23 protein-coding genes and 3 tRNA genes are annotated in these 22,182 nt (G+C 67.5%); 19 read left to right on the top strand and 7 right to left on the bottom strand.

The features are described from left to right. The first annotated feature begins 182 nt into the window (after positions 1-182). Genes OXU50_04510 through pgsA form a run of 6 tightly spaced genes read left to right on the top strand, consistent with a single transcriptional unit; the run spans position 183 to position 5,523 of the window. Positions 183-764, top strand: a complete 582-nt coding sequence (locus OXU50_04510; GenBank protein MDD9869137.1) for a YceD family protein — start codon at positions 183-185, stop codon at positions 762-764. A gap of 40 nt (positions 765-804) precedes the next feature. After that, positions 805-1,014, top strand: a complete 210-nt coding sequence (gene rpmF, locus OXU50_04515; GenBank protein MDD9869138.1) for a 50S ribosomal protein L32 — start codon at positions 805-807, stop codon at positions 1,012-1,014. A 51-nt stretch (positions 1,015-1,065) separates the two neighbouring features. Further along, positions 1,066-2,082: a phosphate acyltransferase PlsX gene (plsX, locus tag OXU50_04520; protein MDD9869139.1), complete on the top strand. Its 1,017-nt coding sequence runs from the start codon at positions 1,066-1,068 to the stop codon at positions 2,080-2,082. 3 nt (positions 2,083-2,085) lie between these two features. Continuing rightward, positions 2,086-3,018, top strand: coding sequence for a ketoacyl-ACP synthase III (locus OXU50_04525; GenBank protein ID MDD9869140.1), 933 nt, complete (start codon positions 2,086-2,088; stop codon positions 3,016-3,018). A gap of 53 nt (positions 3,019-3,071) precedes the next feature. Further along, positions 3,072-4,961 carry an excinuclease ABC subunit UvrC gene (uvrC, locus tag OXU50_04530; GenBank protein MDD9869141.1) on the top strand — a complete coding sequence of 630 codons (1,890 nt, stop codon included), beginning with the start codon at positions 3,072-3,074 and terminating at the stop codon, positions 4,959-4,961. 4 nt (positions 4,962-4,965) lie between these two features. Further along, positions 4,966-5,523, top strand: a complete 558-nt coding sequence (gene pgsA, locus OXU50_04535; GenBank protein ID MDD9869142.1) for a CDP-diacylglycerol--glycerol-3-phosphate 3-phosphatidyltransferase — start codon at positions 4,966-4,968, stop codon at positions 5,521-5,523. A gap of 42 nt (positions 5,524-5,565) precedes the next feature. Here the strand turns inward: pgsA and OXU50_04540 are convergent. Continuing rightward, positions 5,566-5,641 (bottom strand) — tRNA-Gly (locus OXU50_04540). Between the two features lie 115 nt (positions 5,642-5,756). Between OXU50_04540 and OXU50_04545 the strand changes: the two genes are divergently transcribed. From OXU50_04545 to OXU50_04555, 3 genes are all read left to right on the top strand, one after another. Continuing rightward, positions 5,757-5,830 (top strand) — tRNA-Cys (locus OXU50_04545). A 21-nt stretch (positions 5,831-5,851) separates the two neighbouring features. Next, positions 5,852-5,935: transfer RNA gene (locus tag OXU50_04550), tRNA-Leu, on the top strand. A 25-nt stretch (positions 5,936-5,960) separates the two neighbouring features. Further along, positions 5,961-7,625: an FAD-dependent oxidoreductase gene (locus OXU50_04555; GenBank protein MDD9869143.1), complete on the top strand. Its 1,665-nt coding sequence runs from the start codon at positions 5,961-5,963 to the stop codon at positions 7,623-7,625. Positions 7,626-7,647: 22 nt separating this feature from the next. On the opposite strand, the gene OXU50_04560 is transcribed toward OXU50_04555, so the two are convergent. Both OXU50_04560 and OXU50_04565 read right to left on the bottom strand, forming a co-directional pair. Next, positions 7,648-8,598, bottom strand: coding sequence for an outer membrane beta-barrel protein (locus OXU50_04560; protein MDD9869144.1), 951 nt, complete (start codon positions 8,596-8,598; stop codon positions 7,648-7,650). Between the two features lie 30 nt (positions 8,599-8,628). Next, entirely contained in the window at positions 8,629-9,132 is a 504-nt protein-coding gene (locus OXU50_04565; protein ID MDD9869145.1) for an HAD hydrolase family protein, read from the bottom strand. A 55-nt stretch (positions 9,133-9,187) separates the two neighbouring features. Here OXU50_04565 and rpoN point away from each other — a divergent pair, with 55 nt between their 5' ends. From rpoN to mgtE, 10 genes are read left to right on the top strand one after another with little or no spacing between them, the layout of a single operon-like run. Then, on the top strand, positions 9,188-10,489 hold the full coding sequence (gene rpoN / locus OXU50_04570) for an RNA polymerase factor sigma-54 (protein ID MDD9869146.1): 1,302 nt from the start codon (positions 9,188-9,190) through the stop codon (positions 10,487-10,489). Between the two features lie 32 nt (positions 10,490-10,521). Next, the gene (gene raiA / locus OXU50_04575) at positions 10,522-10,845 is read left to right on the top strand and encodes a ribosome-associated translation inhibitor RaiA (GenBank protein ID MDD9869147.1); all 324 of its coding nucleotides are present in this window, start codon (positions 10,522-10,524) and stop codon (positions 10,843-10,845) included. Positions 10,846-10,851: 6 nt separating this feature from the next. Then, positions 10,852-11,313: a PTS sugar transporter subunit IIA gene (locus OXU50_04580; protein MDD9869148.1), complete on the top strand. Its 462-nt coding sequence runs from the start codon at positions 10,852-10,854 to the stop codon at positions 11,311-11,313. Next, positions 11,310-12,254, top strand: coding sequence for an HPr(Ser) kinase/phosphatase (hprK, locus tag OXU50_04585; GenBank protein MDD9869149.1), 945 nt, complete (start codon positions 11,310-11,312; stop codon positions 12,252-12,254). Before OXU50_04580 ends, hprK begins: the two co-directional genes overlap by 4 nt. After that, positions 12,251-13,147 (top strand): RNase adapter RapZ, encoded by an 897-nt coding sequence (gene rapZ, locus OXU50_04590; protein MDD9869150.1) that lies wholly within the window; start codon positions 12,251-12,253, stop codon positions 13,145-13,147. Before hprK ends, rapZ begins: the two co-directional genes overlap by 4 nt. A gap of 7 nt (positions 13,148-13,154) precedes the next feature. Beyond that, a complete protein-coding gene (locus tag OXU50_04595; protein MDD9869151.1) occupies positions 13,155-13,544 on the top strand; it encodes a PTS fructose transporter subunit IIA in 390 nt (129 codons plus the stop codon). Further along, positions 13,541-13,810 (top strand): HPr family phosphocarrier protein, encoded by a 270-nt coding sequence (locus tag OXU50_04600; protein MDD9869152.1) that lies wholly within the window; start codon positions 13,541-13,543, stop codon positions 13,808-13,810. The genes OXU50_04595 and OXU50_04600 overlap by 4 nt, the downstream gene beginning before the upstream one ends. Beyond that, entirely contained in the window at positions 13,810-15,528 is a 1,719-nt protein-coding gene (gene ptsP, locus OXU50_04605) for a phosphoenolpyruvate--protein phosphotransferase (GenBank protein MDD9869153.1), read from the top strand. Before OXU50_04600 ends, ptsP begins: the two co-directional genes overlap by 1 nt. Next, entirely contained in the window at positions 15,525-16,247 is a 723-nt protein-coding gene (locus tag OXU50_04610) for a glycosyltransferase (protein ID MDD9869154.1), read from the top strand. Before ptsP ends, OXU50_04610 begins: the two co-directional genes overlap by 4 nt. A gap of 42 nt (positions 16,248-16,289) precedes the next feature. After that, positions 16,290-17,630 (top strand): magnesium transporter, encoded by a 1,341-nt coding sequence (mgtE, locus tag OXU50_04615; GenBank protein ID MDD9869155.1) that lies wholly within the window; start codon positions 16,290-16,292, stop codon positions 17,628-17,630. On the opposite strand, the gene OXU50_04620 is transcribed toward mgtE, so the two are convergent. The 4 genes from OXU50_04620 to OXU50_04635 are packed head-to-tail and all read right to left on the bottom strand — an operon-like array spanning position 17,627 to position 22,160. Then, on the bottom strand, positions 17,627-18,460 hold the full coding sequence (locus OXU50_04620; GenBank protein MDD9869156.1) for a hypothetical protein: 834 nt from the start codon (positions 18,458-18,460) through the stop codon (positions 17,627-17,629). The genes mgtE and OXU50_04620 overlap by 4 nt on opposite strands. A 1-nt stretch (position 18,461) precedes the next feature. Next, a complete protein-coding gene (locus OXU50_04625; GenBank protein MDD9869157.1) occupies positions 18,462-19,490 on the bottom strand; it encodes a fructose-bisphosphate aldolase class I in 1,029 nt (342 codons plus the stop codon). Positions 19,491-19,530: 40 nt separating this feature from the next. Beyond that, positions 19,531-20,979 (bottom strand): pyruvate kinase, encoded by a 1,449-nt coding sequence (pyk, locus tag OXU50_04630; GenBank protein ID MDD9869158.1) that lies wholly within the window; start codon positions 20,977-20,979, stop codon positions 19,531-19,533. Then, positions 20,976-22,160: a phosphoglycerate kinase gene (locus tag OXU50_04635; protein MDD9869159.1), complete on the bottom strand. Its 1,185-nt coding sequence runs from the start codon at positions 22,158-22,160 to the stop codon at positions 20,976-20,978. The genes pyk and OXU50_04635 overlap by 4 nt, the downstream gene beginning before the upstream one ends. Positions 22,161-22,182 lie beyond the last annotated feature (22 nt).

Genomic DNA, 22,182 nt, shown 5'->3' on the forward strand with positions numbered 1-22,182 from the left:
GAGACGACGACGGAGACTCCTCCACCTACCTGCGCCTGCGCGTCTTCCTTGAAGGGGCGGTGCTCACAAACACCACCACCATCCAGACAAACCCGTAACCCCACACCAGCCCGACCCGTAACCTCGCAGCGTTTTCGGCACAGCCCCCGATTTGCTGTATAGTTTCAGCCGAGGACTCCCCGATGGAACGCAGACTGCCCCACCATATACGCCCGGCGGTGCTGGCGCGGCATCGCACGCGGCTGGAAGGCACTCTGCGCGTCGGCGAATTGCCACGGCTGTCGGAATTGTGCCGCGCGCAGGCGGCGCGCATCGAGGCCGCGCTGGAGTTTGAATACGAAACCGGCAGCGGGCGCCTGATGATGGGCGTGGAACTGCACGGCGAACTGGAACTCACCTGCCAGCGCTGCCTGTCGGCGATGCGCTGGCGTCTTGACCACACCAACCGCCTTGTTGTCGCCGACGGCCCGCAAACCGCCGCAAGCCTGCCGCGCGACACCGACCACATCGTCTGCACGACGGAGGAAATTGCGCCCGCCGGCGTTGTGGAGGAGGAAGTGCTGCTGGCGCTGCCGCAAATCCCGGCGCACGACCACATCGGCCAGTGCGACGCCGCCATGGTCGCGCACCTGGGCGGCGCCGGGCGCGGCGGCGACAACCCCGCAGGCGGCCCCGCCGACGCCCCCGCCGGCAGCCCCGACAACCATCCCGACAACAACCCCGCCAACAACCCGTTTGGAATTCTGCGAAACATCAGACTATAATCCCCACACGACAATCCGCACACCCCCGAGGAACCACACCATGGCTGTCCAGAAAAACAAGAAAACCCGCTCAAAACGCGACATGCGCCGCTCGCACGACGCGCTGAAACCGCCGACGCTGTCGGTGGAACCCAGCACCGGCGTGCGCCACCGGCGCCACCACATCAGCACCGACGGCTTCTACCGCGGGCAGGAAATCATCCCCGACAAGGCCCTGCCCGAAGACGAAGAAGAGGAAGGGGAAGACTGAACCCGCGCACCGGCGCCTGCGGGCGCGCGGGCGCGGCGATGTCGGCACACGATGGGTGAACGCATCCGCGTTGCGATTGACGCGATGGGCGGCGATGTCGGCATCGGCGTCACGATACCCGCCGCCCTCGACGCCATCGCCCACTTCGACGACCTCGACCTGATACTGGTCGGCGACGAACGCCTCATCACCGAAGCGCTCGGCGAGCGCGGCGCGGCGCCGGGCGAACGCCTGCAATGCGCCGCCGCGACGCAGGTCATCGCCATGGACGAGGCGCCGGCCCACGCGCTGCGCGCGAAGAAAGACTCCTCCATGCGCGTCGCCATCAACCTGGTGCGCGACGAACGCGCGCAGGCGTGCGTCACCGCCGGCAACACCGGCGCGCTGACGGCCATCGCGCGCTATGTGCTGCGAACGCTCGCCGGCATAGACCGCCCCGCCATCACCACCGCGCTGCCGACCGTCACCGGCCACACGCAGATGCTCGACCTCGGCGCCAATGTGGACTGCAAGGCCGAGCACCTGTTCCAGTTCGCGGTGATGGGCGCGGTGCTGGCCAACGCGGTGGACAACCTCGACAACCCGCGCGTCGGCCTGCTCAACATCGGCCAGGAGACCATCAAGGGCAACGACCAGGTCAAGGAGGCCGACCACCAGTTGCGCGCCAGTTCGCTGAACTACATCGGCTATGTCGAGGGCGACCACATCTTTGAAGACTGCGCCGATGTCATCGTCGCCGACGGCTTCATCGGCAATGTCGCGCTGAAAACCAGCGAGGGCGTGGCGCGCTTCATCTCGCTCGCGGTTGAGGAGGCGTTTCGCAGCAATCTGCTCTCCAAGATCGCCGCCACCGTGTCCATGCCGGTGCTGAAGTCCATCGCCCGCACGATAGACCCGCGCCGCTATAATGGCGCCAGCCTGCTCGGCTTGCAGGGCGTTGTCATCAAAAGCCACGGCGGCGCCGACGCGCTGGCGTTTCGCCGCGCGATAGACATCGCGCGCATCGAGGCCGTCAAGCAGATACCGAAGTTGATTGACACGCGGCTCGAGGAAATCCTGCTGAACTGACCGATGAAAACCCACGCCGCCATCGCCGGAACCGGATCGCGCCTGCCCGACAAGGTGCTGACCAACGACGACCTTGCGCGCATCGTCAACACCTCCGACCAGTGGATACGCGAGCGCACCGGCATCGAGCGCCGTCACATCGCGGGCGACGGCGAGACCTGCTGCGACCTCGCGTGCGGGGCCGCGCGCAACGCGCTCGACATGGCCGGCGCCGCCGCCGCCGATGTGGACCTGGTGGTGCTGGCGACGACGACGCCCGACAAGATCTTCCCGAGCACCGCGTGCCTGGTGCAGAAGCGCCTCGGCATTCGCGGCTGCCCGGCGTTTGATGTGCAGGCCGTGTGCACCGGCTTTGTCTATGCGCTCGACATGGCGCGGCGCTTTGTCGAGGCCGGCGACGCGCGCTGCGCGCTGGTCATCGGCGCCGAGGTGCTGTCGCGCATCCTCGACTGGAACGACCGCGCAACCTGCGTGCTGTTCGGCGACGGCGCCGGCGCCGTCGTGCTGCGCGCCGCCGACCAGCCCGGCGTGATGACAACGCGCCTGCACGCCGACGGCAGCCACGAGGAACTGCTGCATGTGCCGGACGAACACATCCGCATGAAGGGCAGCGAGGTGTTCAAGATCGCCGTCAAGACGCTGGAGCGCGTCGCCGAAGAGACGCTCGCCGGCGCCGGGCTTGAGCGCGCCGACCTCGACTGGCTGGTGCCGCACCAGGCCAACTACCGCATCATCGCCGCCACCGCGAAGAAACTGAAACTGCCGATGGAGCGCGTCGTCGTCACCGTCGCCGCGCACGGCAACACATCGGCGGCCTCGATTCCGCTGGCGCTCGACACCGCCGTGCGCGACGGCCGCATCCGCCGCGGCGAAACCCTGATGCTGGAAGCCTTCGGCGGCGGCTTCACCTGGGGCTCGGCGCTGGTGAAGTTCTGACGACGCCGCAACCCGCGCACCGGCGCGCGCCGATTCGGTACAATCGGGGGACGATGAACGCGCAAACAACCAGCGGGGGTGCGCCCGCAAAGGCCACGACTGCCGAAGCCGCACCCGCCAAGGCCGCGCCGGACTTCGAGCCGGCGGACTTTCTGAAAACGCTGACCCATCAGCCCGGCGTCTATCGGATGCTCGGCGGCGACGGCGCGCCGCTGTACATCGGCAAGGCCGCCAACCTGAAGAAAAGAGTGTCGGCCTATTTCCGCGGCCACGGCTTGAGCGCCAAGACGCGCCTGCTGATGGAGCGCACCGCCGCCGTTGAAGTCACGGTGACGCGCTCCGAGGCCGAGGCGCTGCTGCTTGAGAACAACCTGATCAAGAAACACCGCCCGCGCTACAATGTGCTGCTGCGCGACGACAAGAGTTATCCGTGGATACGCCTGACAAACAACGACGCCTTTCCGCGCATTGAGTTCTACCGCGGCTCGCGCAAGGCGCCGGGGCGTTATTTCGGCCCCTACCCGAACGCGGCGGCGGTGCGCCAAACGCTGAACCTGCTGCAGAAACTGTTCCAACTGCGCCAGTGCGACGACGCCTTCTTCAGCAACCGCGCGCGCCCGTGCCTGCAATACCAGATCAAGCGGTGCAGCGCGCCGTGCGTCGGCTACATCGGCGAGGACGACTACCGCGCCGACCTGGCGCTCGCCACCGAATTTCTGTCCGGCAACGGCGGCGGGGTCATCGAGACGCTGGCCGCGCGCATGGACCGCGCGGCGCGCGAACTGCGCTACGAAGACGCCGTGCGCTACCGCGACCAGGTCTCGACGCTGCGCCAGGTGTCGGCGCAGCGCGCGGTCAGCGGCGACGGCGGCGACAGCGATGTCATCGCCTGCCACCTGCACGGCGGCTTCGCCTGCGTGCAGGTGTTCAACATCCGCGCCGGCATGAACATCGGCAACAAGGCGTTCCACCCGAAACTGCCCGACGACGAGATGGACGAGGCGGCGCTGCTGACGGCGTTCGCCGGGCAGTATTACCTCGCGCACGACATTCCCGGCGAGATCATCTTCAGCGGCCCGCCGGGCGACGCCGCGGCGCTGAACGCGATGCTGTCGGACAAGGCCGGGCGCAAGGTGGCGCTGACGACGGCGCCGCGCGGCAGGAAGCGGCGCTGCCTCGCCATCGCGCGCAGCAACGCCGAGATTGCGCTGAAGGCGAAACTGTCGTCGCGCGCCGGCATGCGCAAGCGCCTGCACGCGCTGCAAGAGGCGCTCGACCTGCCGCGCCTGCCGGCGCGCATGGAGTGCTTCGACATCAGCCACACGGCGGGCGAGAAACCGGTGGCCGCGTGCGTCGTCTTCAACCAGGACGGCGCGCTGCGGCAGGATTACCGCCGTTTCAACATCGCCGGCGTCACCGCGGGCGACGATTACGCGGCGCTGCGCCAGGCCATTGAACGCCGCTACCGCCGCCTGAAGCGCGGCGAGGCGCAACTGCCCGATGTGCTGTTCATTGACGGCGGCAAGGGGCAGGTCAGCCAGGCGCGGGCGGCGCTGCACGAACTCGGCGTCGGCGGCGTCGAGGTCATCGGCGTCGCCAAGGGCGCGGGCCGCAAGGCGGGGCTTGAAACGCTGATTGTCGGCGACTTCGGCGAGACGATGCGGCTGCGGCACGACTCGGCGGCGCTGCACCTGATACAGCAGGTGCGCGACGAGGCGCACCGCTTTGCCGTCGCCGGCCACCGCCACCGCCGCGGCAAGGCGCGCAAGCGCTCGCCGCTGGAGGACATCCGCGGCCTCGGCCCGGTGCGCCGCCGCCAACTGCTGCGCCACTTCGGCGGCGCGCAGGGCGTGCGGCGCGCCGATGTCGAGGAACTCGGCCAGGCGCCCGGCATCAGCCGCCGCCTCGCCGAGGACATTTACCACAGCCTGCATTCGGAGTAGCGCGGTGACGCTGCCGAACTTTCTGACGCTGCTGCGGATACTGCTGATACCGGTGCTGGTGGTGCTGTTCTACCTGCCGTGGCCGTGGAGCGGCGCGGCCTGCGCCGGCGCGTTCGCGCTGGCGATGCTGACCGATTTGCTCGACGGCTGGCTCGCGCGCAGGCTTGAACAGGAAACACGCTTCGGCGCCTTTCTCGACCCCGTCGCCGACAAGTTGATCGTCAGCGCGGCGCTGGTGCTGATTGTCAGCCGCGAACAGTCGCTGGTGGCGGTGGCGCCGGCGATGATCGTCATCGGGCGCGAGATTGCAGTGTCGGCGCTGCGCGAGTGGATGGCGCAACTCGGGCGCCGCAGCCTGGTGCGCGTGTCGCAACTCGGCAAGGTCAAGACCGTCGCGCAGGCGGCGGCCATCGTGCTGATGCTCTACCACGAGCCGGTCGCCGGCCTCGACACCAACCTCGCGGGCCTTGCGCTGCTGTATGTCGCGGCGGCGCTGACGCTGGTTTCCATGGTGGTGTATCTGCGCTCGGCGTGGCGGCATCTGCGCCCGGACGGGGGCTGACGGGAGATGGGAACGGCGGCTGGAACGGCGGCGCGGGCGGACTGGAGCGGGAAACGAGGTTCGAACTCGCGACCTCAACCTTGGCAAGGTTGCGCTCTACCAGCTGAGCTATTCCCGCATCGCGCCGGGGGGCATGCGCCAATTGTCCATCAACGGCGCGGCGCAGTCAATAGAGGCCATCGGGCCGGAATAATGGTAACCTTTGCGGCGTGGACTCGCCGCGACCCGGCACGGGCTAGTTGGCAGAGTGGTTATGCAGCGGCCTGCAAAGCCGTGTACGCCGGTTCGACTCCGGCACTAGCCTCCATCTCGCGGCGCCCACACGAACGGGGACGTGGCGGAATTGGCAGACGCTTTGGACTTAAAATCCATTGGCCCATGTGCCGTGCGGGTTCGAATCCCGCCGTCCCCATCGGCGGGCGAACGGGCGGCGGACGATGAAAGACAAACAGGCGGGCAAGACGCGGGTTGTCATCGTCGGCGGCGGCTTCGCCGGCGTGTACACCGCCCGCTACCTGCGCCGCCACCGCGCCGACATCTCGGTTGAACTGATCAACGACAACAATTACTTCGTGTTTCAGCCGCTGCTGCCGGAAGTCACCGCGGGCACCATCCATGTAACCGACGCGGTGTCGCCGCTGCGCCTGCTGCTGCCGAAGACGCGCTTCCGGATGGCGCAGGTCAAGGCGCTGGACTTCAGGCGGCAGATGGTGCGCGTCTTGCAGGGGCACAAGACGCGCTATGTGCGCGTGCCCTACGACCACCTCGTCATCGCCTGCGGGCTGGAGGCCGACCTGGCGATGCTGCCCGGCTTCGCCGAGCACGGCCTGCCGATCAAGAACATCGCCGACGCCTACGCCCTTCGCAACCACATCATCCGCTGCCTTGAGCACGCCGATGTCACCAACAACCCGGAACTGAAACGCAAGTTGCTGACCTTTACCGTCGCCGGCGGCGGCTTTTCCGGCGTCGAGACCGCCGGCGAACTCTACGAGATGCTGCGGCGCGCGGCGCGCTTCTATCCGTACATCGAACCCGCCGAGATACGGCTGGTGCTGGTGCACGGCGGGCCGCGGCTGCTGCCGGAGTTGTCGGAGTCGTCGAGCCGCTACATTCACAAACTGTTCGCCAGGCGCGGCATCGAGGTGCGCCTGAACTGCCGCCTCGCCAACGCCACCGGCGGCTCGGTGCAGACGGAGGACGGCGAGCGGATTGACACGATGACGCTGGTGACGACGGTCGGCATGACCGTCGCGCCGGTGGTGTCGTCGTCGCCGCTGAAACTGCAACGCAACCGCATTGTGACCAACCGCATGCTGCAAGCCGAGGGCTTTGACAATGTGTGGGCGCTCGGCGACGCCGCCTGCATTCCGCTCGACGACAACGGCGACCGCTACGCGCCGCCGACCGCGCAATTCGCGGTGCGCGAGGCGCGCCAACTGGCCGACAACATCGCGGCCTGCGCCGCCGGGCGCGCGCCGGCGCCGTTCGCGTACAAAAGCCGCGGCGCGCTGGCGTCGCTCGGCAACCGCCGCGGCGTCGCCGAGATCATGGGCGTGCGCGTGTCCGGCATCGGCGCGTGGCTGCTGTGGAGAAGCCTCTACCTGTCCATGCTGCCGGGCGTCGCGACGCGGCTGCGGATTGCGCTCGACTGGCTGCTCGACTGGTTTCTGCCGCGCAGCATCGTCCAGATCGAGCAGAAGCCGGAGCGCGCGTGCCGCATGCTGCGTTTCAGGAAGGGCGATGTCATCTCGGTGCCGGGGCAGGTGACGCGCGGTTTGTACACGGTGGTCTCCGGCGCGCTCGAGTCCAATGTCAAGGACCCGAAGACCGGCGAGGAACTGGTGCGCGTGCTCGGCGCCGGCACCCACTGGGGCGAGCGCACCATCAGCGACGACACAACCACGGTCGGCACCCTGCGGGCCATCAAGGACAGCACCGTGCTGGTGCTCGACAAGCACGACTTCAACCGCCTGCGGCGCTCGTTCAATGTGCTCGACGACTACTTCTCGCACCTGCCCGAGTCGCTCTACCCGGAGGCGCTGCAACACCACCAGCCTTTCGGCGAAGACGACAGCAAAACCGGCGACCGCGCCGACTGAGCGGCGCGCGAAGCCGGCGGGGTTACATCCAGTCGAAGCGGTATCTGAGGCTCAGCGTAACGCCCCAGTATTCAATGTCGTCGCTCTCGGCGCGCCACAGGATGGTGTTGCTGCGGGCGCCGATGTCGGCCACCCGCGACGGCGGCGCGACGGTGGACTCGTGGCCGCGAAGCGTGTCCCACGGCTCGCGGTCGCCCTCAAACTCGCCGAACTGCGCGTAGCGAAAACGCACGCCCGCCGACAGGCGCTCGTCCACGGCGTAGTCCGCGCCGAGCAGCAGTTGCCAGCCGAAGAGGCTGTCGTCCACGCTCGCCTCAAGGCTGCTGATGGTGCCGCGCGCGGGCACTATCGAGACATCGTTGTCCCTGACGAAATGCAGGCGGATGTCGGCCTCGGTTCTCGACCAGCCGAGACCGGCGCCGATGTAGGGCGTCCAGCGCGAGTCGGTCTTGTGGTCGTAATAGACATTGAAGAAGACATCGTGCGACTCGATGTCTTCCAGGCGGTTGCTGACGCTGCCGCCGGCGCCGGGCATGCCCGCCATCGTCAGGCCGTCGAACTCGGCCAGTTTGGCCGGCGAATTGCCGCCGAGCGGGCGCCAGACATCGTTGTCGTCGTACTCGTTGCTGCGGTGGGAGTATTCCAGTTCCAGCCTGAGCGGCGCGCGTTCAAGGGCGTAGCCGATGCTAAGCCCGGCCAGATGGCCGGCGTCGGCGCCGCCCCAGCGGTTCAGGAAGGAATCGCCGGTCGCCTGCGCGCAGTCGGCGGTCCACGGGCGGTTTGCCGGCGGCAGGTGCAGGTCGCACGCGGTCGGGACGCCGGAACTGAACGATTCAAACTCGGCGCTCGGGGCGACGGCGAATCCCAGGTTCAGGCCGATGTAGGGCTGCCCGGCCAGCGCCTGCGGCGCGAAGAACGGGCACGCCGCCAGCGTCAGAAACAGCGCGGCGGTTGTCGGGGTTGTCTTTTTCATGGATGCCTCCTTGCGGTACCAGGCGGCATTTTATCCGCGGCGCGCGCGCGCGTCCAGCAGCAGGTCGCACGCCTCGCGCGCGGCGCCGCGGCCCGCTTTTGCCGCGGCAACCCAGTCGGCGCGGCGCAGCACTTCGCGGTGGGCGTCGGCGGGCGCGAGCGCGAGGCCGGCGTGCGCCATCGCCGGCAGATCAATGGCGTCGTCGCCCATGAACGCCGTTTGTTCGGCGGCGAGGTTGAAGCGCACCAGCAGCGCGTCGAGCACCGCGGCCTTGTCGCGGCAACCCTGGTACAGATGCTCGACGCCGAGTTCGGCCATGCGGGCGGCGACGATGCCGCTGTCGCGCGCGCTGGCGACGGCGACGCGGACGCCGTGCTGGTGCAGCAGGCAGATGCCGTGGCCGTCCTTGGCATCAAAGCATTTGATCTCGCCGCCGTCGGCGCCGAAGCACAGCCTGCCGTCGGTCAGCACGCCGTCCACATCGAACACAATCAGTTCAATCGCGGCGGCCTTTTGCGGGATTTTGTCGTCCATCGGTGAACAGGTGGTAGAATAGGCCCTTGCGGGCGTTGACCATACTACTATAACCATGCTGCAAAGCACCCCATCGCTGAAAACGGCCCGGCGTTTCGCGCTGACGCCCGGTTTGAAACAATCGCTGCGCCTGCTGCGGCTGTCCGGCGCCGACCTGCGCGAGGAAATCCGCAATCTGCACGAATCCAACCCGCTGCTGGAGGCGGAAAACACCGACCCCTGCGAGGCGCAGGCGTTGTTCCCGTCCGCCGCCGGCGCGCACGCCGGCACGGCGCTCGACCACATTGCCGACGATGGCGGCCTGCGCGAACACCTGTCGCGCCAGGTCGCGCTGCTCGGCCTTGACGAACGCCGCCACGCCGCCGCCGTCGCCGTCATCGAGGCGCTCGACGACGACGGCTACCTGCGCGGCGCGCCGGACGCGGCGCTGACAACGGAGGAAACGGACGCGGCGGTGCGCGTGGTGCTGGCGCTCGACCCCGCCGGGTGCGGCGCGCGCTCGCCGGCGGAATGCCTGGCGGCGCAGATTGCGCGGCGCGACGGCGACGACGCGGCGGCCCTTGCAAGCGCCATCGTCGAACGGCACCTCGACATGCTGGCGGCGCACGACCACGCGGCGCTGCGCCGCGCGTGCCGCTGCACCGACGCCGAACTCGGCGCCGCCGTGCGCCTGATACGCTCGCTGAACCCCAAGCCCGGCGCGCAAATCGGCGGCGACGCGCCGGTGGTCGTGATTCCCGACCTGGTCGCGAGCGACGACGGGCGCGGCGGCTGGAAACTGGAACTCAACCCGAACCTTGTGCCGAAACTCTCGGTCAGGAAAAGTTACGCGCAACTGCTGAAGAAAAGCGGCGCCGAGGGCGACCGCGAATACCTGCAAGAACGCCTGCGCGAAGTGCGCCAGTTGATCTACGGCGTCAGAAGCCGCAACGACACGCTGCTGAAAGTCGCGCGCGCGATTCTCGGGCATCAGCGCGGTTTCATCCGGCGCGGCGAGGAGGGGCTGAAGCCGCTGACGGCGCAGCGCATCGCGCGGCAACTGTCGCTGCACGAGTCCACCGTGTCGCGCGCGACCCGCGAGAAATACATGATGACGCCCGCCGGGCTGCACGAACTGCGCTATTTCTTCTCCAGTTGCCTCGGCGGCGAGAACGGCCATTCGGCGGCGGCGGCGAAGGCCAAAATCCGCGGCCTGCTGTCGGCGGAGAACCGCGCAAGCCCGCTCAGCGACCGCCAGATCGCCGAGCGCCTGAACCGCGACGGCGTCCGCATCGCGCGGCGCACGGTCGCCAAATACCGCGAGAGCATGAGGATACCGGTGTCGTCGGCGCGGCGCGCGATGCCGGCTGCAATCTAACCGTCCGCACCGACAAAACGCGAGGAGGAGCAATGCAAATTCAGATTTCAGGGCAGCACTTTCATGTGACCGACGCCATCGAGCGGCATCTACAGGAAAAACTGGCGCGCCTGACAAAACATTTCGACCATGTCGTCAACATCCATGTCGTTCTGAAGGTGCAGAAAAACCGCCACATCGCCGAGGCAACGATTCATGTCCGCCACCACGACTTCTTCGCCGAGGCGCACTCGGAGGACATGTACGCGACGATTGACACGCTGGCGCACAAACTCGACCGCCAGATCGTCAAACACAAGGAGAAACTCCGGGACCATCACAATCACGAGGGCGCACACCACCCGTCCGGCAGGTAGACCGCGATGCACTTCAGCCGCTATCTGACGACCGCGCAAATCCGGCTGCTCGACTCGGTCAGCAGCAAGAAGAAGACGCTTGAGACGCTGTCCGAACTGCTGACATCGCAAAACGGCGCGCTCAAGGCGCGCCAGGTCTTCACCGCGCTGTTCGAGCGCGAGCAGATGGGGAGCACCGCCGTCGGCCACGGCGCGGCGATTCCGCACTGCCGCATCGCCGGCCTCGAGCGCCCGCTGGCGGCGCTGCTGCGGGTCGGCGCCGGCATTGACTACGACGCCGCCGACGGCCTGCCGGTGCGCCTGTTCTTCGCGCTGCTGGTGCCGGAAAACGCCGACCAGCAGCATCTGGAACTGCTCGCCGGGCTGGCGACGCAGTTGAACGAGCCGGTTTTCGTGCGCCGCCTGCTGGAGGCCGGCAGCGCCGACGAGATACTCGGCCTGCTGCGACAGGGGGCGCAGGCGCAATGAACGACACGCTGACGGTGGCCGAACTCCACGACAAACTGTGCGGCCAGCTGGAACTGGAATGGATCGCCGGCAGGGGCGCCGCCGAACGCAGGTTCGTCAACGCGCGCGAGAATTCGCAAATCGGCATCACCGGTTATTTCAACCCGATTCACTCCAGCCAGGTGCACATCGTGGACAAGGTGGAGATGAACCACCTGCACAAACTCGAGGCGGACATGCTGGAAGTCGCCCTCGGGAAACTGTTCAGCAAGACCTGCCTCGCGGTCATCGTCACCGGCGGCCAGCAACCGATGCGGCAGATGGCCGAGCGCGCCGACGCCAACGACATCGGCCTGTTCACCTCGGACACGCCGGGCGAGCACATCGTCAACGACCTGCGCTACCTGCTGGCGCGCGCGCTGGCCGAGAAGATCACGATGCACGGCGTCTTCATGGAGGTGACGAGCATCGGCGTGCTGCTGACCGGGGCGAGCGGCGTCGGCAAGAGCGAACTCGCGCTGGAACTGATTACCCGCGGCCACCGCCTCATCGCCGACGACGCGCCGGTGTTCACGCGCATCGCGCCCGACATCATCGAGGGCCGGTCGCCGCCGGTGATACAGGACTTTCTCGAGGTGCGCGGCCTCGGCGTTCTCAACATCCGCAAGATGTACGGCAACAGCGCCATCAAGAAAAGCAAATACCTGAAGTTGATCATCCACTTCGAGACCGCGCACCCGGGCAGCGGCGCCGACCGCGACCGGCTCGCCAGCATCCGCGAGACGCGCGATGTGCTGGGGCTGTCGGTGCCGGTGTTCAAACTGCCGGTGGCGCCGGGGCGCAACCTCGCGGTGATGGCCGAGGCGGCGGTGCGCAACCACCTGCTGCAACTCGACGGCGACTACACCGAGCGCGAAATCACCGAGCGCCAGCGCGCCTGCATGGACGGCGGGCCGGCGTGAGAATCGTCATCATCAGCGGCCTGTCGGGCGCCGGCAAATCGGTGGCGCTGCACACGCTCGAAGACCACCAGTTCTACTGCATCGACAACCTGCCGCTGGAGTTTCTCGGCGGCTTCATCGGCGCCGTCGCCGGCGGCGGCGTCGCGCTCGGCGACAACATCGCCGTCAGCGTGGACGCGCGCAGCCTGCGCGCGCCGGGAACCGGCTTCCGGGCGGCGCTTGAACAACTCGCGGCGGCGGCCATCGAGACCGATGTGCTGTTCATTGACGCCGACACCGAAACGCTGCTGCGCCGCTACAACGAGACGCGGCGCCCGCACCCGATGGCGGTTCACAGGCCGGACAGGACGCTTGAGGAGCACATCGCCGACGAGAAGGAACTGCTGAACGACATCCTGATGAGCGCGACGATGAAGATTGACACCGCCGGCCTCAACCAGAACCAGTTGAAGGACCTCGTCTCGCACCACCTGTGCCTCGGCAAGACGGCGCTGTCGGTGCTGATTCAGTCGTTCGGCTACAAGAACGGGGTGCCGGCCAATTCGGACTATGTGTTCGATGTGCGCTGCCTGCCCAACCCCTACTGGCAGCCCGGACTGCGCCGCTACACCGGGCGCGACGAGCCGGTCATCCGCTTTCTCGACGGCGACAAGCGCTGCGGCGAGATGCTCGACGACCTGCGGCGTTTTCTGCGCGCGTGGCTGCCGCAATTCGGTTCCGACGCGCGCAGTTACCTGACGGTCTCGGTCGGCTGCACCGGCGGGCGCCACCGCTCGGTCTATGTCGTCGAGCAACTCCACCGGCGGCTGCGCGACGACATGCCGGCGGAGCGGTGCAGCATCACCCGCCAGCACCGCGACCTCGCCGACGGGCACGCCGCCGCCGCATCGTAGGCGCCCGATGTCCACGGCCATCCTGCTGGTGACCCACGACAAGGTCGGCGAGGACCTGCTCGCGGTGGCGGCGGAGATGGTGCGCCCGCTGCCGACCGACGCGCGCGCGCTGTCGGTGCCGTTCTCGTGCATCCCGGACGAGACCTTCAAGCGGATGAAGCGGATGTGCGACGACATGGACGGCGGCGACGGCGTGCTGGTGCTGGCCGACCTCTACGGCGCGACGCCGTGCAACATCGCGACCCGCCTGTGCGGCGACGCCAGGCGGCGCGTCGTCAGCGGCCTCAACCTGCCGATGCTGCTGCGCGCCATCAACTATTGCGGCCTCGGCGTCGGCGAACTGGCGGCGAAGGCCGCCGAGGGCGGCCACAGCGGCGTCGTCGAGCACCGGTCATGATCGAGAAGCGCATCACCATCATCAACAAACTGGGGCTGCACGCGCGCGCCGCGTCGCGCTTTGTGACGCTGGCGTCGGGGTTTGCGAGCGAGATACAACTGGCGAAGAACGGCCAGGTCATCAACGGCAAGAGCATCATGGGCGTGATGATGCTGGCGGCGTCGAAGGGCACGGTGCTGGAGATGACCGTCAGCGGCGAGGACGAGGACGAGGCCGCGGCCCGGCTTGAGCGCCTCGTTCTCGACCGCTTCGGCGAGGACGAATAATGACGCTGCTGCTGAACGGCCTCGGCGTCTCGCGCGGCATCGCCATCGGCCCGGTGCACATCCTCGAGCGCGGCAAGCCCGAGAGCATCCGCTGCGACATTCCCGGCGAGCGCGTCGGCGACGAGGTCAAGCGCTTCAGAAAGGCGCACCGGCAGGCGGCGCGGCACCTGAGGGACATCCGCAAGTCCATCCCCGGCGACGCGCCGCCGGACATCGCCGCCTTCATTGATTCGCACCTGCTGATGATAGACGATGTGCTGCTGAAGAAGACGCCGGCGGACATCATCCGGCAGCAGAAATGCAACGCCGAGTGGGCGCTGCAAATACAGGCGAACGAACTGGTGCGGGTGTTCGACGAGATGCAGGACAGTTACCTGAAGACCAGGCGCGACGATGTCGAGCACATCATCCGCCTGATACAGGGCTTTCTCGGCGACGAGAACTACTCGCTGAAACAGCGCAACAAGGACCTGAAAGGCTGCATCATCGCCGCCGACGACCTGGCGCCGGCGGACACCATCGTCTTCGAGCACCAGCACATCGCCGGTTTCATCACCGAGTACGGCGGCCCGACATCGCACACCGCGATTCTGTCGCGCAGTTTCGGCATTCCGTCCATCGTCGCGGTCGCCAACGCGCGCGCGCACCTGGCCGAGGGCGAGCGCGTCATCATTGACGGCACGCGCGGCCTGCTGGTCATCGGCGCCGACAACAAAATGCTGCGCGACTACCGCCGCCAGATCAAACTCGACAAGGAACACCGCAAGAAACTCGAGGCCATCAGGAAGAAGCCGGCGCGAACGCGCGACGGCGCCCGCATCACGCTGATGGCCAACATCGAACTCGACGAGGACATCCGCGCGCTGCGGCGCCACGGCGCCGACGGCGTCGGCCTTTACCGCACCGAGTTTCTCTACATTGACCGCCACCACGCCGCCGGCGAGGACGAGCAACTCGCCGCCTACCGCAAGATTCTGCGCGCGGCGGGCGGCAACATCGTCACCATCCGCACGCTCGACCTCGGCGCCGAGAAGGAATTCGACCCCGACTACGCCGGGCCGCTCGCGCCGAACCCGGCGCTCGGCCTGCGCGCGATCCGGCGCTCGCTGAAAAACCCCGATGTGTTCCTGCGGCAACTGCGCGCCATTCTGCGCGCCTCGGCCCACGGCAAACTGCGCATCCTGATACCGATGCTGACGAGCACGCGCGAAATCGGGCAGATCATGGAACTGTACCGAACCGCGCAGCGGCAACTGACGAAGGCGAAAAAGCGCTTCAATCAGACCGTCGCGATCGGCGGCATGATCGAGGTGCCGGCGGCGGCGATGGCGGCGGAGACGCTCGGGCGCGAACTCGACTTTCTGTCCATCGGCACCAACGACCTGATTCAGTACGCCCTCGCCATTGACCGCATTGACGAGGAGGTGAGTTACCTCTACGACCCGCTGCACCCGGGCGTGCTGCAACTGATCGACGCCGTCATCCGCGCCGGCGAGCGCCTGAAGATTCCGGTCGCGATGTGCGGCGAAATGGCCGGCGACCGGCGCTTTGTGAAACTGCTGCTGGCAATGGGGCTGAGGGAGTTCAGCGTCCAGCCCAACGACCTGCTGGAAGTCAAGAGCGTCATCATGGACAGCGACCTGGCGGCGCTGAAACGCAAATACCGCCGCATCGCCGCATCACGCGAACCGGGCAGAGTCGCCGAGATGGTCGGATGAAAAGGAGGATCTTCTGCTTCTGGACGGACAATGCCAAAATGTCGCGCCACCGCCGGGCGTGCCTTGACAGCATCGTCAGAAACAGCAACTGCCGGGTGGAACTGGTGACGCCGGAAAACCTCGGCGGGTTCATTCTGAAAGACCATCCGCTGCACGAGGCGTACCGGTTTCTGCACGCCGCCCACAAGGCCGACTATCTGCGCTGTTATTTTCTGCACCACCACGGCGGCGGCTATACCGACATCAAACAAACCGATTGCGACTGGAATCCGTGTTTTGACGCGCTGGAAAACGAAGAGAATCTGTGGGGCGCGGGTTACCGGTTACTCGAACCCGGAGCCGCCGTAGCCTTGCATGGAGGGGATGAGATGAAAGCACGCCGCAACTGGAAATCACTCATTGGGGGCGGCGCCTTTATTTTCAAGCCTGGCACGCCGTTCACATCGGAGTGGTACCGGCAACTGCTGGAAATCATGGATGAACATTCGCAGGCGCTGCGCAAACACCCCGCCCGCCGCCGCCAGTACCGCTACGAGCTGCTGAAGATGAGCACTTCCAGAAGGGCACGTTTGTGGACGATGCTGCATCCGGGCCACTCCGGATACCCCCTGAGGTGGGTCCAGATACTTGGAGAGATTTTTCATCCGCTGTGCCTGAAACACGCCGACCGGCTGAGCCAGGAATTGCCCGCGCCGGATTTCGGCGCGCCGTGGCGGTAAGCGCCGGGAAATGGCGCCGGCCCGGGTACAATCCGCCAACCGATGAGCCACAAAGCCACAGTCGAGCACCTGACGGAACTGCTGCGCGGCGGCGCCATGTTGCAGGCGCGGGAGATGCTGAACAGCCTGCACCCGGCGGAAATCGCCGACCTGCTGGAGTCGCTGCCGATTCCGCAGCGGCGCATCGTCTGGGAGATGACCGACGACCTGCACAAGGAGGGCGAGGTGCTGGTGCACGCCAGCGACGAGGTGCGCGCCAACCTGATCGAGATGACCAACGACAGCGAACTGGTGCTGGCGACCGGCGGCCTCGACATTGACGACCTTGCCGACCTCATCCGCGACCTGCCGGACACCGTGACCGGCAAGACGCTGGCGGCGATGGACCGGCAGAACCGCGAGCGCCTCGAACGGGTGCTGTCGCACGACGAAAAGACCGCCGGCGGCCTGATGAACACCGATGTCGTCACGGTGCGCGACAATGTGACGCTCGATGTCGTGCTGCGCTACCTGAGAATGCGCCGCGACATCCCCGAACAGACCGACAACCTGATTGTCGTTGACTACTCCAACCGCTGCCTCGGCGTCCTGCCGCTGCGAAAACTGCTGACGAAAGACCCGCACACGCGCGTCGCCGAGGTCATGGAGGCCGATGTCAAGCCGCTGCCGGCGGCGATGCCGGCGTCGGAGGTCGCGACGCTGTTCGAGCACCGCGACCTGGTGTCGGCGGCGGTCGTGGACGACGGCGGCAAACTGCTGGGGCGCATCACCGTGGACGATGTCGTGGATGTCATCCGCGACGAGGCGCACCAGGAACGCAAGGGCCTGACCGGCATGTCCGGCGAGGAGGATTTGTTCGCGCCGGTTACCGCGTCGGCGCGCAGGCGCGCCGTGTGGCTCGGCGTGAACCTGGCGACGGCGTTTCTCGCGGCGTGGTTCATCAGCCTGTTTCAGGACACGCTGGAGAAGATCATCATCCTCGCGGTGCTGGTGCCGGTCGTCGCCAGCATGGGCGGCATCGCCGGCAGCCAGACGCTGACCATCGTCATCCGCGGTTTGGCGACCGGCCACATCGTCGGCGGCAATTCGCCGCTGCTGTTCGCAAAGGAACTGCTCGTCGGCCTGCTGAACGGGCTGTTCTGGGCCGCCGTCGTCGCGCTGCTGACCGTGTTCTGGTTCGGCGACCTGAAAATCGGCGGCATCATCGGCGTCGCGATGGCCGCCAACCTGCTGTGCGCGGCGCTGGCCGGCGTCTCAATCCCGATCTTTCTGAAGAAACTCGGCATTGACCCGGCGCTCGCCGGCGGCGTCGTGCTGACGACCGTGACCGATGTCATCGGCATCATCGCCTTCCTCGGCCTTGCGACGCTGCTGCTGGTTTAGGCGCGGGCGTTTCGACCGGCGCGTTCCTCGAGGCGCTTGGTCTTCTGACAGAAGCGGCTCATTTCCTCCTTGTATGCCGTCAGAATCTTCGCCTTGAAAGGCAGGCGGAAGATTTGTTCCGGGCGGCAATAGCCGGGAGACAGCACCTTGGGGGGGTGGTCAATCAGGTAGCGGTTCAGGTGGCTTTCGTCGTGCCACAGCGCGATGTGGCCGCGCGACAAATCCTTGTCGGTGTTGCGGCGCAACTCGCGCGCCATTTCAAGCACCGCCGATGTAACCCCGCCCCAGAACGCCCCGGCGTAGTACACATCGCCCTCGTCGTCGCCGACATATGCGGTGGATTTTTTGTCGGTCTCAAAACTCCCCCGTATCCTGCGGTAGCCGAACCGGCATGTCAGCGAAGTTCCGCGCAGCGCCTTGAAGAAAAGGCCGGGCTTGCCCGAAAAGGCGAAGGACGGGTGGTCAACCGCCGACAATTGATGGCGCGTTCCGTCCGGAAGAACCTCGTCCGCCACCTCCGACACCATCCGCGCATCCACATCGCAATAGAACAGGTAGTCGAGGCCGTCGAAAAGGTGTCGGTGCGCGTCAATGCACTCGAACTTTTTCAGCGCGACATGCGGCCACGGCTCGTCCTTCATCGCGGTGACGCGCAGCGAGAAATCGCCGTGCTCCTCATCGGCCACATCGTGGTCGGTGAACAGCAGCACCCTGACGGTGTGGCCGGGGAAAAAATACCGCCGAACCGATTCAACAAGGGGCCGGTAAAACCGGATGTAGTCGCCCGTCGCCAGCACGACAAGCCCGACCTTGTGCTTTGCCTGCGCCAAACTACGCGGCGGCTTCCATTGCGGCTTCGTAGGCGCCGCCGGACGCGGCGCCGTTGAGCCGGGCGCGGCGGCACAGCGCCTGCTGCGCCTGCCCCGCCTGCGACGCCTCGCCGCCCCACGCCGTCAGCGCGCACTGTTGCAGCGCGCGCCCGTAGGAAAAGGTGATGCGCCACGGCGCGCCTTCGCGGGCGGCGAGGCGGTTGATGGCGTCGAGGTTGGCGGTGGCCTCGACATCGCCCTGCCCGCCCGACAGAAAGGCGATGCCGGGCACCGCCGCCGGCACCGTGCGCTTCAGGCAGCGCAGCGTCATGTCGGCGACGCGCGCGCTGTCGGCGCGCACGGTGCAGGCCGCGCCGGACACCACCATGTTCGGTTTCAGCACGATGCCCTCAAGGAAGACGCCGCGCGCGGCCAGTTCGGCGAACACCGCGCGCTGCACCGATTCGGTGACCTCGAAACAGCGCTCAATCGTGTGGCCGCCGTCCATCAGCACCTCCGGCTCGACGATCGGCACCAGATCCTGTTCCTGGCAAAGCGCCGCGTAGTCGGCCAGCGCGCGCGCGTTGGCGCGCACGCAGACCGCCGACGGCAGCGCGTCGCCGACGGCGATGACCGCGCGCCACTTCGCAAAACGCGCGCCGAAACCGGCGTACTCGGCGAGCCGCTCGCGCAACCCGTCGAGGCCCTCGGTCACCTTCTCGCCTTCGCAGTTGGCGAGCGGCTTGACGCCCTTGTCCACCTTGATGCCCGGCACGATGCCGGCGGCATTGAGGTGGTCGGCGAAGGCGCCGCCGTCGCCGGTCGTCTGGCGGATGGTCTCGTCGAACAGAATCGCCGCCGAGATATGGCGCCCGAGGCCGGGGGCGGTCACCAGCATCTGGCGGTACAGGCGGCGGCTTTCCTCTGTCGCCTCGACGCCGATCTGGTCAAAGCGCTTCTTGCAGGTCGGGTGGCTCTCGTCCATCGCAAGGATGCCCTTGCCGGCGGCCACCATCACCTGCGCCGTGGTTTGGAGTTTTTCGCTGTTCATGCGGTGCGATTGTATGGAACGGGGCGGCGATTGCAACGCCTCACGGAACGGTGATGATTTTCATCGTGTTGGTGCCGCCGTGCTTGCCGACGGTGTCGCCGCGGGTGACGATAACGCAGTCGCCGGCGTTGACGGCGCGGCAGCGCTGCAACGCCGCGACGACCTCCTCCTTGACCTGCACGCGCTGCCCGGTGCGCGCCACCAGCACCGGATAGACCCCGCGGTAGAGCGTCACCTTGCGGCAGGTCTCGATGTGCGGCGTCACCGCGTAAATCGGAACCGGCGAATCCAGGCGCGACATCCACAGCGCCGTCGAGCCCGACTCGGTCAGCGCCGCGATGACCGCGACATCCATCCGCGTCGCCGCGTATATCGTCGAAAGCGCGATGGCCTTGTCGAAGCGCTCGACCCGCCATTCCAGCAGGCCGGCGCCGGCGCGGCGCCGGTCCTCGCCGCGTTCGGCGCCCTGGCAGACGCGGCTCATCGTCTCGACCGCGAGCGCCGGGTGCCTGCCGATGGCCGACTCCGCCGACAGCATCAGCGCGTCGGAGCCGTCGAGCACGGCGTTGGCGACATCGGAAATCTCGGCGCGCGTCGGCACCGTGCTTTCAATCATGGATTGCAGCATCTCGGTCGCGGTGATGACGATGCGCTCGGCCTGGCGCGCCTGCCGTATCAGGCGCTTTTGCACCGCCGTCAGTTCGGCGTCGCCGATCTCGATGCTGAGATCGCCGCGCGCCACCATCACGCCGTCGGCGACCTCGAGTATCCCGCCGATGCTGTTGAGCGCCTCGACGCGCTCGATCTTCGCGATCAGCGCGGCGGAACTGCCGACCTCGCGCAGCAGCCGCTTGGCGTGGATGATGTCGTCGGCGCTCTTCGGAAACGACACCGCGAGATAATCCACGCCGATTTGCGCCGCGAGTTCGATGTCCCTGCGGTCCTTGTCGGTGATGGACGGCGCCGACAGCCCGCCGCCGGCGCGGTTGATGCCCTTGTTGTTGGACAGTTCGCCGCCGACCTTGACGGCGGTGACGATGCCGCCGGCGCCGGACGATTCAACCTCAAGGACGATGCGCCCGTCGTCGAGCAGCAGCGTGTCGCCCGGCGCGACATCGGCGTGCAACTGCGGGTAGGTGATGCCGACCGCGTCGGCGGTGCCGGCGTCGCGCCCGAGCGAGGGGTCGAGCACAAAGCGCCGCCCGGCCTCGAGCGTCACCCGGCCCGCGGCGAAGCGCTGCAAGCGTATCTTGGGGCCTTGCAGGTCGCCGAGAATGCCGATGTAGTAGCGTTTCTCCGCCGACAGTTCGCGCACGATGCGCGCGCGCCGGATGTGGTCTTCGGCCTCGCCGTGCGAAAAGTTCAGGCGCACGACATCCACGCCGGCGTCAATCAGGTCGAGCAGTATCTTCTCGTCGTCGGTCGAGGGGCCGAGCGTGGCGATGATCTTGGTCTTTCTCGGCGAAACCGCCTGGCGTATCTCGGTCATTGCATCTTCTCCGGTGGCCGGTTTTCCTTTCTCTGGCGCAAAATCTCAATCGCCGGCAGCGCGCGCCCGCCGATGAACTCGAGAAACGCGCCGCCGCCGGTCGAGACGAACGAAATGCCGCCGCCGACGCCGAAGCGGGCGATGGCCGCGAGCGTGTCGCCGCCGCCGGCCAGCGACCACGCCGCGCTGCGCGCCACCGCCCCGGCCAGGCGCCGCGTCCCGGCGGCGAACGGTTCGTGCTCAAAGGCGCCGAGCGGCCCGTTCCACAGCACCCGCGCGGCGCCGGCGATAACCTGTTCAATGCGCGCCGCCGACGCCGGCCCGATGTCCAGTATCCGGTCGCCGCCGCCGACGGCGTCGAGGTTCTTGACGCGCACCGGCGCGGTGTCCGACAGTTCGTCGGCGCACACCGCGTCGCACGGCAGCAGCAACTTGCAGCCGTGTTCGTCAAGGCGCTCGCACAGCGCGCGCGCTTCGGGCACGAGGTCTTTGTCGTGCAGCGAGCGCCCGACATCAAAGCCGCGCGCCGCGAGAAAGGTGTTGGCGATGCCGCCGCCGACAATCAGCGTGTCCACCCGCCGCGCCAGCGATTCCAGCACCGGCAGTTTTCCCGACACCTTGGCGCCGCCGACGACGGCGACCGCAGGCCCGCCGGCGGCGGCGAAGAATTTGCCGAGGTTCTCGATCTCGCGGCTCATCAGCAGCCCGGCGCAGGCGCCCGCGGCGTGGCGGGCGACGCCGTGGGTCGAGGCGTGGGCGCGGTGGGCGCAGCCGAAGGCGTCCATCACAAACACATCGCACAGCGCCGCCAGCGTGCGCGCGAGGCTGTCGTCGTCGCTGCACTCGCCGCGCTGAAAGCGGATGTTCTCGCACAGCACCGCGCGCCCCGTCGCCGCGCGCGCGTCGCCGGGCGCGCCGTCGTGCAGCGGCACCTCGTCGCCGAGCAGTTGCGACAGGCGTTCGGCCACCGGGCGCAGCGAAAGGCGCGCGTCGCGCACGCCCTCGCGCGGGCGACCGAGATGGGAAACCAGCACCACCGCCGACGGCGCCCGCAGCGCCGCGCGCACCGTCGGCAGACTCGCGCGGATGCGCTGGTCGTCGGCGACGCGCCCGTCGCGCAGCGGCACATTCAAATCGGCGCGCACCAGCAGCCGCCTGCCCGCCAAATCCAACTCGCGCATTTCAACAAAGTCGGCCACCGGC

The sequence above is a fragment of the Gammaproteobacteria bacterium genome, from assembly GCA_028817225.1.
GTDB lineage: Bacteria > Pseudomonadota > Gammaproteobacteria > Poriferisulfidales > Oxydemutatoraceae > Oxydemutator.